This is a genomic window from Streptomyces sp. NPDC006265 (assembly GCF_040613555.1).
GTDB lineage: Bacteria > Actinomycetota > Actinomycetes > Streptomycetales > Streptomycetaceae > Streptomyces.
The window spans coordinates 1-11,847 of sequence record NZ_JBEXSH010000188.1 but is presented as its reverse complement, the minus strand read 5'-3'; the positions used below and the strand labels follow the sequence as shown (position 1 = coordinate 11,847).

General features: G+C 70.6%; 13 protein-coding genes and 1 pseudogene. All 14 read left to right on the top strand.

The annotated features are described in order from the left end of the window. Positions 1-221: pseudogene (locus ABZ281_RS17590) on the top strand (hypothetical protein); the annotation flags it as partial. A 175-nt stretch (positions 222-396) separates the two neighbouring features. Further along, a complete protein-coding gene (locus tag ABZ281_RS17585; protein WP_356656414.1) occupies positions 397-1,707 on the top strand; it encodes a hypothetical protein in 1,311 nt (436 codons plus the stop codon). Positions 1,708-1,772: 65 nt separating this feature from the next. Next, the gene (locus ABZ281_RS17580) at positions 1,773-2,345 is read left to right on the top strand and encodes a GNAT family N-acetyltransferase (protein ID WP_356656412.1); all 573 of its coding nucleotides are present in this window, start codon (positions 1,773-1,775) and stop codon (positions 2,343-2,345) included. A 126-nt stretch (positions 2,346-2,471) separates the two neighbouring features. Continuing rightward, entirely contained in the window at positions 2,472-2,555 is an 84-nt protein-coding gene (locus tag ABZ281_RS17575; RefSeq protein ID WP_350328477.1) for a putative leader peptide, read from the top strand. A gap of 129 nt (positions 2,556-2,684) precedes the next feature. Further along, positions 2,685-4,382 (top strand): nitrite/sulfite reductase, encoded by a 1,698-nt coding sequence (locus tag ABZ281_RS17570; protein WP_356656410.1) that lies wholly within the window; start codon positions 2,685-2,687, stop codon positions 4,380-4,382. Next, the gene (locus ABZ281_RS17565; protein ID WP_104778151.1) at positions 4,379-4,567 is read left to right on the top strand and encodes a hypothetical protein; all 189 of its coding nucleotides are present in this window, start codon (positions 4,379-4,381) and stop codon (positions 4,565-4,567) included. Before ABZ281_RS17570 ends, ABZ281_RS17565 begins: the two co-directional genes overlap by 4 nt. After that, positions 4,564-5,274 carry a phosphoadenylyl-sulfate reductase gene (locus tag ABZ281_RS17560; RefSeq protein WP_356656408.1) on the top strand — a complete coding sequence of 237 codons (711 nt, stop codon included), beginning with the start codon at positions 4,564-4,566 and terminating at the stop codon, positions 5,272-5,274. The genes ABZ281_RS17565 and ABZ281_RS17560 overlap by 4 nt, the downstream gene beginning before the upstream one ends. A gap of 23 nt (positions 5,275-5,297) precedes the next feature. Then, positions 5,298-5,834 carry an adenylyl-sulfate kinase gene (cysC, locus tag ABZ281_RS17555; protein ID WP_356656406.1) on the top strand — a complete coding sequence of 179 codons (537 nt, stop codon included), beginning with the start codon at positions 5,298-5,300 and terminating at the stop codon, positions 5,832-5,834. Continuing rightward, the gene (gene cysD, locus ABZ281_RS17550; protein ID WP_356656404.1) at positions 5,831-6,766 is read left to right on the top strand and encodes a sulfate adenylyltransferase subunit CysD; all 936 of its coding nucleotides are present in this window, start codon (positions 5,831-5,833) and stop codon (positions 6,764-6,766) included. The genes cysC and cysD overlap by 4 nt, the downstream gene beginning before the upstream one ends. 2 nt (positions 6,767-6,768) lie before the next feature. After that, complete coding sequence (locus tag ABZ281_RS17545) at positions 6,769-8,103, top strand: GTP-binding protein (RefSeq protein WP_356656402.1); 1,335 nt, start codon at positions 6,769-6,771, stop codon at positions 8,101-8,103. Positions 8,104-8,325: 222 nt separating this feature from the next. After that, a complete protein-coding gene (locus ABZ281_RS17540; protein WP_356656400.1) occupies positions 8,326-9,429 on the top strand; it encodes an aliphatic sulfonate ABC transporter substrate-binding protein in 1,104 nt (367 codons plus the stop codon). Positions 9,430-9,475: 46 nt separating this feature from the next. Then, positions 9,476-10,264 (top strand): ABC transporter ATP-binding protein, encoded by a 789-nt coding sequence (locus ABZ281_RS17535; protein ID WP_356656416.1) that lies wholly within the window; start codon positions 9,476-9,478, stop codon positions 10,262-10,264. Next, a complete protein-coding gene (locus ABZ281_RS17530; protein WP_356656398.1) occupies positions 10,251-11,147 on the top strand; it encodes an ABC transporter permease in 897 nt (298 codons plus the stop codon). Before ABZ281_RS17535 ends, ABZ281_RS17530 begins: the two co-directional genes overlap by 14 nt. Position 11,148: 1 nt before the next feature. Further along, positions 11,149-11,847: CbiX/SirB N-terminal domain-containing protein (locus ABZ281_RS17525; protein ID WP_356656396.1), on the top strand; the 699-nt coding region annotated here is incomplete at its 3' end.

Here is an 11,847-nt window from a genome sequence, read left to right as displayed (position 1 = left end):
CCGCGGGCAACACCGACGTCGTGCGGTCCAAGCTGCGGACGGTGCGTGCCGAGATGTCGCGGGTGCGGCGGTACCTGGGGGCATTCCTGGAGCACCGGCCGTACCGGTTCGCCGAGGCGGCCGAGGTCGAGGTACTGCTTCCGGACGACCCGCGGGATCTGCTGCCGCACTCGACGGCACCGGCGGTGGGCAGACAGCGCAGGTCCGCAGCGGCGCCCTGAGGTACACCGCGCGTGTCGTACAAGCCGCCCCTAGGGGTGCATCTTTCGCATATTTGCGAAGTCTTCGTCCGCCACACCGCTTAACTGCCGTAGCATCCCCCTACGGGCCACCCCACCTGCTCCTCCGTCAACGTGCGGATCAACAGGCGCAGTTGGTCCGTCTCGGGAGGACGTTATGAAGCATCGCGGCAGACACCGGCGGCGCAGGCGGGGCAGGGCGCTGCGCGCGACCCTGGCCGGGACGGCCCTCGCGCTCACCGCCGCCGCCACCCTGATCAGCGCCTCGCAGGCCACCGTCGCCGACGCCCCCGGGGCTCTGAAGCCGGTCGCCGCGTCCGACGACGCCGGGCGGCTGCCGCTGGCCGAGCACCGGGTGCCCGGGCGGTGGCTGGACCGGCTCGCCTCACAGATGGGCCGGCCCGTCGGCGTCGGCACGGTACTGGAGGGCGCCGACCGGCCGCTGCGCAACGCGGCCGACTGCTCGACGGCCGAGAAGCAGAGCCTGCCGGTGAAGCCGGCGGCCACACGCGCCTACTGCTTCGGCGGCTCCGACACCCGGGGCTGGCGGCCCGGCGCGGTCACGACCTCGGGCGACGCGGACGACGACGGCCTCTGGGGCGGCAACCGCGTGATCCTCTCCGGCTGGACCCGGGGCGCCGCGGGCGGTTCCATGGACGGCCCGGCTCCCGGGCATGGACTGGCCAAGGTGGCCTTCGTCGACGCGAACGACCCCGGCGCGCTGCGCTACACCTGGGCCCTGCTGGCCGTGCCGGTGGACGGCGGGCGGGACTACCGGGGGCTGGTCTCCCCGCTGTCCGGCATGGTCTGGTACCAGGACAAGCTGCTGGTGACGACACGCGAGGGCGACCGGGACGCGCTGTACGTGTACGACATGGAACGCATCCAGCGCGCCACCGTCGAGTCCGACGCGGTCGGCCGGGTCCGGGGTGGCTGGGCCGCGCACGGCTACCGGTTCGTGCTGCCGGCCGTCGGCTCGTACACCCTGCCCCGCGGGGACGACACGTCCCGCCCGGCCACCGTCTCCCTGGACCGCAGCACCTCACCCGACAGTCTGGTCGCGAGCGAGTGGGTGCCCGCGGACGCCGACCGGCACACCCGGCTGTGGCGCTACGCGCTGAGCCGGGATCGGGCCCGCTCCGGCCTGCTCACCACCGACTTCTCCGGCGAGGCGGCCCCGGTCGAGACCTACGAGACGAAGACGGCCGACGTGCGGGGCGTACTGGCCCACCGCTCGGGCTGGTACCTGGACCGCGCGGCGGGCAGCCCGGGCGGGCGCGGGACGCTGTGGCGCCAGGACACGGAGGGGGCGGGCGCCCCGGAGTGCGGCACGGACGAGACACGGCACTGCTGGAGCGGCGGGTCGGGTTCCCTGTCCTACTGGGAGGCGACCGGCGAGGTCTGGTCCCAGTCGGGTCGGATGCTGTTCGCGCTGCCGCTGACGTCGATCGACCGGGCGCTGGACTGACCGGCGCCCGCCCCAGGGCCCGGGCCGATCGACAGACCAGGCGGCCAGATGATTTTCTGGCCCGCATGACCACCATCGCCGTGACCACCTGGTCCCTGGAGCAGACCGCCCCGACCGACCTGCTGCCGGCCGCCGCGCCGGACGGGGACGTCCGGGTCGTCCGCTCCGAGGCGCCCTCGCCCGAGTTCAGCCGGTTCTTGTACGCGTCGGTGGGCGGCGACATCCGCTGGACGGACCGGCTCAGCTGGCCGTACGCGCGGTGGGTGGAGCACCTGGAGCGGCCCGGTGTGGAGACGTGGGTGGCGTACGACCGGGGCACGCCCGCCGGGTTCGTGGAGCTGGAGGCGCAGGACGACGCGGTCGTGGAGATCGTCTACTTCGGGCTGCTCCCCGCCTTCCGGGGCCGGCGCATCGGCGGGCACCTGCTGTCGTACGGCGCGGCCCGGGCCTGGGACCTCGCGGACCGCTGGGCGGGACTCACCCCGACGAAGCGGGTCTGGCTGCACACCTGCAGCAAGGACGGCGAGCACGCGATGGACAACTACCAGCGGCGGGGCTTCAAGCTGTTCGACACCAAGGTCGAGGAGGAGGCGGACGTCGCCGCTCCGGGACCATGGCCTGGGGCGTTCCCCGTCTGACCTGGACGGACACCTCGGGAGTACCCGATGTGACCCACAACACCCTTGTCTTGCTCTGCGAGACAAGGGTGTCCGCATCTTGGACGAAGCTGGACTGTGTCCAGATCGCCGTGACAGGCTTCCGTCATGCCTGGAACTGGAATTGCCTTGGTGAGTCGGCGGCACGTCGACCTCGGCCGCATGTCCAGCGCCATCTGTCCGGCGCACTGAGCGTACTCAGCCCACGCCCGACATCTTCCTTTCCTGCCTCACTCCTGCGCAATGACGCGCCCCAAGCCCATGCGCCCGCATGCGCAGGTCAGAGCCGCATTTCCGCCTGTCCCGAAGGACGTATCAACCATGGCCGCCACCCCGCAGAAGCCTGCCGCCGCGACTCCCCGCCGCAAGGTGAGCCGTCACCGCGGTGAGGGTCAGTGGGCCGTGGGGCACCACACCCCGCTGAACGGCAACGAGCAGTTCAAGAAGGACGACGACGGTCTCAATGTGCGGACACGCATTGAGACGATCTACTCCAAGCGGGGCTTCGACTCGATCGACCCGAACGACCTGCGCGGCCGCATGCGCTGGTGGGGTCTGTACACCCAGCGCAAGCCCGGCATCGACGGCGGCAAGACGGCCGTCCTGGAGCCGGAGGAGCTGGACGACGAGTACTTCATGCTGCGCGTCCGGATCGACGGCGGGGCGCTGACCACGCGGCAGCTGCGGGTCATCGGTGAGATCTCGCAGGAGTTCGCGCGCGGCACCGCCGACATCACGGACCGGCAGAACGTCCAGTACCACTGGATCCGGATCGAGGACGTGCCCGAGATCTGGAACCGGCTGGAGGGCGTGGGCCTGTCGACGGTCACCGCCTGCGGCGACACCCCGCGTGTGATGATCGGCTCGCCGGTGGCGGGCATCGCCGAGGACGAGATCATCGACGCCACGCCCGCCCTGGAGGAGATGAAGCGCCGGGTCCTGAACAACCCGGCGTACTCGAACCTCCCCCGGAAGTTCAAGACCGCGATCTCGGGCTCGCCGGTGCTGGACGTGGTGCACGAGATCAACGACGTCGCGTTCGTCGGCGTCCGGCACCCCGAGCACGGCCCGGGCTTCGACGTGTGGGTCGGCGGCGGTCTGTCCACCAACCCCAAGCTGGGCGTGCGCCTGGGCACCTGGGTGTCGATCGACGAGGTGCCGGACGTCTACGAGGGCGTCATCTCGATCTTCCGCGACTACGGTTACCGCCGGCTGCGCAACCGCGCCCGGCTGAAGTTCCTCGTCGCCGACTGGGGCCCGGAGAAGTTCCGGCAGGTCCTGGAGGACGAGTACCTGAAGCGCAAGCTGACCGACGGGCCGGCCCCCGAGCAGCCGTCCCAGCTGTGGCGCGACCACATCGGCGTGCACCGGCAGAAGGACGGCCGCTACTACGTCGGCTTCGCCCCACGGGTGGGACGCGTCGACGGCGCGACGATCACGAAGATCGCCGACCTCGCCGAGGCCCACGGCTCGGGCCGGGTGCGCACCACCGTCGAGCAGAAGATGATCGTCCTCGACGTCGAGGAGAACCAGGTCGAGTCGCTCGTCGAGGCCCTCGAGGCACTCGACCTGAGCGCCCGGCCCTCCTCGTTCCGGCGCGGCACCATGGCCTGCACCGGCATCGAGTTCTGCAAGCTCGCCATCGTCGAGACCAAGCAGCGCGGTTCGCAGCTGATCGACGAACTGGAGCGCCGCCTGCCGGACTTCGACGAGCCGCTCACCATCAACCTCAACGGCTGCCCGAACGCCTGCGCCCGTATCCAGGTCGCGGACATCGGTCTCAAGGGACAGCTCATGCTCAACGACCAGGGCGAGCAGGTCGAGGGCTACCAGGTGCACCTGGGCGGCGCCCTGGGCCTGGAGGCCGGCTTCGGCCGCAAGGTGCGCGGCCTGAAGGTCACCTCGGACGAACTGCCGGACTACATCGAGCGCGTCCTGAAGCGGTTCCGGGCCGAGCGCGAGGACGGCGAGCGGTTCGCCACCTGGGCGGCGCGGGCCGGCGAGGAGGCCCTGTCGTGAGCGAGCGCGCGGCACCGTTCTACTGCCCCTACTGCGGCGACGAGGACCTGCGCCCGAGCGAGGCCGCGGAGGGCGGGCACGGCGCGTGGGAATGCGCGGCGTGCAGCCGGGCCTTCTCGCTGAAGTTCCTCGGGCTGCTGGCCCAGGGACTGAAGCGATCCGATTCCGGAGGGGCACAGATATGACGACCGCTCAGGAAGAGCGCACCACCGAGGACCTGAAGCAGCTCGCCGAGCAGGCGGGCCGCGATCTTGAGGACGCCTCCGCGCTGGAGATCCTCCAGTGGGCGGCGAAGACGTTCGGCAAGCGTTTCTGCGTGACCTCATCGATGGAGGACGCGGTGGTCGCCCACCTCGCCTCCCGCGCCATGCCCGGCGTCGACGTGGTCTTCCTCGACACCGGCTACCACTTCGAGGAGACCATCGGCACCCGCGACGCGGTCGAGGCCGTGATGGACGTCAACCTCATCACGCTCACCCCGGTTCAGACGGTCGCCGAGCAGGACGCGGAGTACGGCCCGAAGCTGCACGACCGCGACCCCGACCTGTGCTGCAAGCTGCGCAAGGTGCAGCCGCTGGAGCAGGGCCTGAAGGACTACCGGGCCTGGGCGACCGGTCTGCGCCGCGACGAGTCCCCGACCCGGGCGAACACCCCGGTGGTCGGCTGGGACGAGAAGCGGCAGAAGGTCAAGATCTCGCCGATCGCCCGCTGGACCCAGGAGGACGTGGACGCGTACGTCACCGAGCACGGCGTCCTGACGAACCCGCTGCTGATGGACGGCTACGCGTCCGTCGGCTGCGCCCCCTGCACTCGCCGCGTCCTTCAGGGCGAGGACGTGCGCGCCGGCCGCTGGGCGGGCCGGAGCAAGACCGAGTGCGGACTGCACGGATGACGACGACGATTCAGGAGAGTGACGTGACGACCGGAGCCACCGTCTGGCTCACGGGTCTGCCGAGCGCCGGCAAGACCACGATCGCCTACGAACTGGTCGGCCGGCTCCGTGAGGAGGGCCACCGGGTCGAGGTGCTCGACGGCGACGAGATCCGCGAGTTCATCTCGGCGGGCCTCGGCTTCAGCCGCGAGGACCGGCACACCAACGTGCAGCGCATCGGCTTCGTCGCCGAACTGCTCGCCCGTAACGGCGTGCTGGCCCTCGTCCCGGTCATCGCGCCCTACCAGGACAGCCGGGACGCGGTGCGCAAGCGCCACCAGGCGAACGGCACCGCCTACGTCGAGGTGCATGTCGCGACGCCCGTCGAGGTGTGCAGCGAGCGGGACGTGAAGGGCCTGTACGCCAAGCAGGCCGCCGGCGAGCTCACCGGGCTCACCGGGGTCGACGACCCGTACGAGGCGCCCGAGTCGCCCGAGCTGCGCATCGAGTCGCAGAACCAGACCGTGCAGGAGTCCGCGGCTTGCGTGCACGCCCTGCTGACCGAAAGGGGACTGGCATGACGACCGCTGCCACCGTGTCCGAGGAGACCGACAGCCCGTACGCGCTGTCGCACCTCGACGCCCTCGAGTCCGAGGCGGTGCACATCTTCCGCGAGGTGGCGGGCGAGTTCGAGCGGCCGGTGATCCTCTTCTCCGGCGGCAAGGACTCCATCGTCATGCTGCACCTGGCGCTGAAGGCCTTCCGGCCGGCGTCCGTGCCGTTCTCACTGCTGCACGTGGACACCGGGCACAACTTCCCCGAGGTCCTGGACTACCGCGACCGCACGGTCGAGAAGCACGGGCTGCGGCTGCACGTCGCGTCCGTGCAGGACTACATCGACCGCGGTGTCCTCAAGGAGCGCCCGGACGGCACCCGCAACCCGCTGCAGACGCTGCCGCTGACCGAGAAGATCCAGGCGGAGAAGTTCGACGCCGTCTTCGGCGGTGGCCGCCGCGACGAGGAGAAGGCCCGGGCCAAGGAGCGGGTGTTCTCCCTGCGCGACGAGTTCTCCCAGTGGGACCCGCGCCGCCAGCGCCCGGAGCTGTGGAACCTGTACAACGGCCGGCACGCGCCCGGTGAGCACGTCCGCGTGTTCCCGCTGTCCAACTGGACCGAGCTGGACGTGTGGCAGTACATCGCCCGCGAGGGCATCGAGCTGCCGCAGATCTACTACGCGCACGAGCGCGAGGTGTTCTCCCGCAGCGGCATGTGGCTGACCGCCGGTGAGTGGGGCGGGCCGAAGGACGGCGAGAGGGTCGAGAAGCGGCTGGTGCGGTACCGGACCGTGGGTGACATGTCCTGCACCGGCGCCGTCGACTCCGAGGCCGACAGCATCGAGAAGGTGATCGTGGAGATCGCCGCCTCCCGGCTCACCGAGCGCGGCGCCACCCGCGCCGACGACAAGATGTCCGAGGCCGCGATGGAAGACCGCAAGCGCGAGGGGTACTTCTAGAGATGAGCACCATCACGACCGAGGAACTCTCGGAGACCACGCTGCTGCGGTTCGCCACCGCGGGCTCCGTCGACGACGGCAAGTCCACCCTCGTCGGGCGGCTGCTGCACGACTCCAAGTCGGTCCTCACCGACCAGCTGGAGGCCGTGGAGCGCGTCTCCGCGAGCCGCGGCCAGGAGGCCCCGGACCTCGCGCTGCTGACGGACGGCCTGCGGGCCGAGCGGGAGCAGGGCATCACGATCGACGTGGCGTACCGCTACTTCGCCACCCCGCGCAGGCGGTTCATCCTCGCCGACACCCCCGGCCATGTGCAGTACACGCGGAACATGGTCACCGGCGCCTCCACCGCCGAGCTGACGGTGATCCTGATCGACGCCCGCAACGGCGTCGTCGAGCAGACCCGCCGGCACGCCGCCCTCGCCGCGCTGCTGCGCGTCCCGCACGCGGTCCTCGCCGTGAACAAGATGGACCTCGTCGGGTACGAGGAGAAGGTGTTCGCCGCCATCGCCGAGGAGTTCACGGCGTACGCGACCGAGCTGGGCGTCCCCGAGGTCACCGCGATCCCGATCTCGGCGCTCGTCGGCGACAACGTGGTGGAGCCCTCCGCCAACATGGACTGGTACGGCGGCCCGACCGTCCTGGAGCACCTGGAGACGGTGCCGGTCAGCCACGACCTGAGCCACTGCCACGCCCGGCTGCCCGTGCAGTACGTGATCCGGCCCCAGGGCCCGGACCACCCGGACTACCGGGGCTACGCCGGTCAGATCGCGGCGGGTACCTTCCACGTTGGCGAGTCCGTCACGGTGCTGCCGTCGGGCCGCGCCTCGAAGATCTCCGGCATCGACCTGCTGGGCGAGCCGGTGAACGTGGCCTGGACGACGCAGTCGGTGACCCTCCTGCTGGAGGACGACATCGACATCTCGCGCGGCGACCTGATCGTGCCGAGCAAGGACGCGCCCGCCACCACGCAGGACATCGAGGCGACCGTCTGCCACGTCGCCGACGCGGCGCTGACGGTCGGGCACCGGGTGCTCCTGAAGCACGGCACCCGTACGGTCAAGGCGATCGTCAAGGACATCCCGTCCCGCCTCACGCTCGATGACCTGTCCCTGCACCCGCACCCGGGACACCTCGTCGCCAACGACATCGGCCGGGTGAAGATCCGTACCGCCGAGCCGCTGCCGGTCGACTCCTACGCCGACTCGCGCCGCACCGGCTCGTTCATCCTGATCGACCCGAACGACGGCACCACCCTCACCGCCGGCATGGTCGGCGAGTCCTTCGCGGCCCCCGAGCCGGTCAAGGACGACTCCGAGGACGACGGGTGGGACTTCTGACATGACCTCCCCCGGCTTCTTCTCGATGTTCGCCAAGGAGGGCGGCCGCGTCGGCAGCGGTGTTCTCGGCAGCGGGCAGGGCGGAGTGGCGCGATGTGTGCGCTGACGTACGCGCACCGCATGCGCGCCCTCACCCCCCACCGCCGTAGACGAAAACCTGCCGACCTCCCGGCCACGACCTGAGAGACCGTGACCGCCGGGCCTCCGAGAGGACCTCCTCCCGTGCCTGCTTCATCCGCTCTTCGCCGCAGCCTCGCGGTCATGGCCGCACTTCCCCTGCTCACGCTGGCCGCCTGCGGTTACGGCTCCCAGGCCAAGGACGACGGCACCGCCAAGGTCGCCGCCGGGGCGAAGAAGATCGACGGTCTCGACTCCGTCAAGATCGGCTACTTCGGCAACCTCACCCACGGCACCGCGCTGGTGGGCATGCAGAAGGGCTTCTTCCAGCAGGCCCTCGGCGCCACCGAGGTCAAGCCGGCCGTCTTCAACGCCGGCCCCTCGGAGATCGAGGCGCTCAACTCCGGCTCCATCGACATCGGCTGGATCGGCCCCTCCCCCGCGATCAACGGCTACACCAAGTCCGCCGGCAAGAACCTGCGCATCATCGGCGGTTCGGCGTCCGGCGGTGTGAAGCTCGTGGTGAACCCGGACAAGATCAAGTCGCTGCGGGACGTCAAGGGCAAGCGGATCGCGACGCCGCAGCTCGGCAACACGCAGGACGTGGCGTTCCTCAACTGGGCTGCGGAGCAGGGCTGGAAGGTCGACCCGCAGAGCGGCAAGGGCGATGTCACCGTCGTCCGCAGCGACAACAAGGTCACCCCGGACGCCTACAAGGCCGGTTCGGTCGACGGCGCGTGGGTGCCGGAGCCGACCGCGTCGAAGCTGGTCGCCGAGGGCGGCAAGGTGCTGCTCGACGAGTCGACGCTGTGGCCGGACAAGAAATTCGTGATCACGAACATCATCGTGCGTCAGGACTTCCTGAAGGAGCACCCGAAGGTCGTCGAGGCCGTCCTCAAGGGTTCGGCCGCGACCAACAAGTGGATCAATGCCAACCCGGACGCGGCGAAGAAAGCGGCCAACAAGCGGCTGGAGCAGGACTCCGGAAAGGCGCTGCCGGCCGATGTGCTGGACCCGGCATGGAAGTCGATCCGGTTCACCGACGACCCGCTGGCCGCCACCCTCAGCACCGAGGCGGAGCACGCGGTGAAGGCGGGGCTGCTGCAGAAGCCGGACCTGAAGGGCATCTACGACCTCGCGCCCCTGAACAAGGTGCTGAAGGCCGAGGGCGAGCCCGCGGTCGACGACGCCGGTCTCGGCGTGAAGTAAGCCCGCATCCCGAAGCCGCATGAAGAGTTCCCAGGAGGTGACGACCATGGCCACGACCCTCGCCAAGGCCGCCGACGGCACCGAGTCGGCCACGCACGCCGCCCGGATCGAGCACGTGTCGAAGTCGTATCCGGGCCCCGCCGGACAGCAGCTCGTCCTGGACGACATCACCCTCGATGTCGGGCCCGGAGAGTTCGTCACCCTCCTGGGGGCCTCGGGCTGCGGCAAGTCCACGCTGCTCAACCTGGTGGCGGGTCTGGACCGCCCCAGCGCCGGCGAGATCGCCACGGACGGCCGGCCGGCGCTGATGTTCCAGGAGCACGCGCTGTTCCCGTGGCTGACCGCGGGCAAGAACATCGAACTCGCCCTGAAGCTGCGGGGTGTGCCGAAGGCCGAGCGCCGGGAGCGTGCCGAGGAGCTGCTCGAACTGGTGCGGCTGAAGGGCGCGTACGGCAAGCGGGTGCACGAGCTGTCGGGCGGCATGCGTCAGCGCGTCGCGCTGGCCCGTGCGCTGGCCCAGGAGAGCAAGCTGCTGCTGATGGACGAGCCGTTCGCGGCGCTGGACGCCATCACGCGGGACGTGCTGCACGACGAGCTGACCCGCATCTGGCGCGAGACGCAGCTGTCCGTCCTGTTCGTCACCCACAACGTGCGCGAGGCGGTCCGGCTCGCGCAGCGCGTGGTGCTGCTGTCCTCCCGCCCGGGCAGGATCGCCCGCGAGTGGACGGTGGACATCCCGCACCCGCGGCGCATCGAGGACACCCAGGTGGCGGAACTGTCCGTCGAGATCACCGAAGAACTGCGTGGGGAGATCCGCCGTCATGGCCAGCACTGATGCGACGACCGTCGCCAAGGACGGCAGCGATCTCGAGGGGCTTGAGGCGGGCCTCGACGCGCTGGAGTCGAGGCAGACGCTCCGCACGCCGTTCCGGCAGACCTTCGTCCAGAAGATCCTGCCGCCCGTCCTCGCCGTCGCGCTGCTACTGGCGGTCTGGCAGGCCCTCGTCTCGTTCAAGGTCGTCGACGACCCGACCAAGCTGCCCACGCCGTCCGCCGTCTGGGACGTCGTCCACACGGCGTGGCTCCAGGGCGAACTGCTCGGCTACATCTGGACCAGCGTCTCGCGCGGTCTGCTCGGCTTCTGCTTCGCCCTGGTGATCGGCACGCCGCTGGGCCTGATCGTCGCCCGCGTGAAGTTCATCCGCGCGGCGATCGGCCCGATCCTGTCGGGCCTGCAGTCCCTGCCGTCGGTCGCCTGGGTGCCGCCGGCGGTGATCTGGCTGGGCCTGAACAACTCGATGATGTACGCGGTGATCCTGCTCGGCGCGGTCCCGTCGATCGCCAACGGCCTGGTCTCCGGCGTCGACCAGGTGCCCCCGCTGTTCCTGCGCGCGGGCCGCACGCTCGGCGCCACGGGCCTGAAGGGCACCTGGCACATCGTTCTGCCCGCCGCGCTGCCCGGCTATGTGGCGGGTCTGAAGCAGGGCTGGGCCTTCTCCTGGCGCTCCCTGATGGCCGCCGAGATCATCGCTTCCTTCCCCGACCTCGGCGTCGGCCTCGGCCAGTTGCTGGAGAACGGCCGCAACGCCAGCGACATGGCCATGGTGTTCGAGGCCATCCTGCTGATCCTCGTCGTCGGCATCGCCATCGACCTGCTCATCTTCAGTCCGCTGGAGCGGTGGGTGCTGCGCAGCCGAGGCCTCCTGGTGAAGAGCTGACATGATCGACAAGCCCGTTCTCCTCGTCATCGCCCACGGCAGCCGCGACCCGCGCCACGCCGCGACGGTGCACGCCCTGGTGCGCCGGGTGCGCGCACAGCGCCCCGACGTGCGGGTGGAGACGGGCTTCCTGGACTTCAACGTCCCCTCCGTGCAGGGGGTCCTGGAGTCCCTGGCGGTGCAGGGCGTCCGCGACGTCGTCGCCCTGCCCCTGCTCCTGACCCGGGCGTTCCACGCGAAGGCGGACATCCCCACGGTCCTCGCGGACGCGCCCCCACAACTGCGCATCCACCAGGCGGACGTCCTCGGCCCGTCCCCCCTCCTCGTGGATGCCCTGGAACGACGCCTGTACGAGGCGGGCCTGACACCCGCCGACAAGTCCTCGACCGGGGTCGTCCTGGCCTCGGCGGGGTCCACCGACCCGGAGGCGATCGCAGTGATCGCAGCAATCGCGCGGGAGTGGCGGCACACCGGTTGGTGCGCCGTGCGGCCTGCGTTCGCCTCCGCATCCCTTCCGCGCACGGAGGACGCCGTCCGCCAACTCCGCGCACTCGGCTGCTCCCGCGTCGCCGTCGCCCCGTACGTCCTGGCCCCCGGTTTCCTCCCGGACCGCATCGCCCGGGGCGCGGCGGAGGCGGACGGCGTCCTCCGTGCGCGGAAGGGATGCGGAGGCGAACGCAGGCCGCACGGCGCACCAACC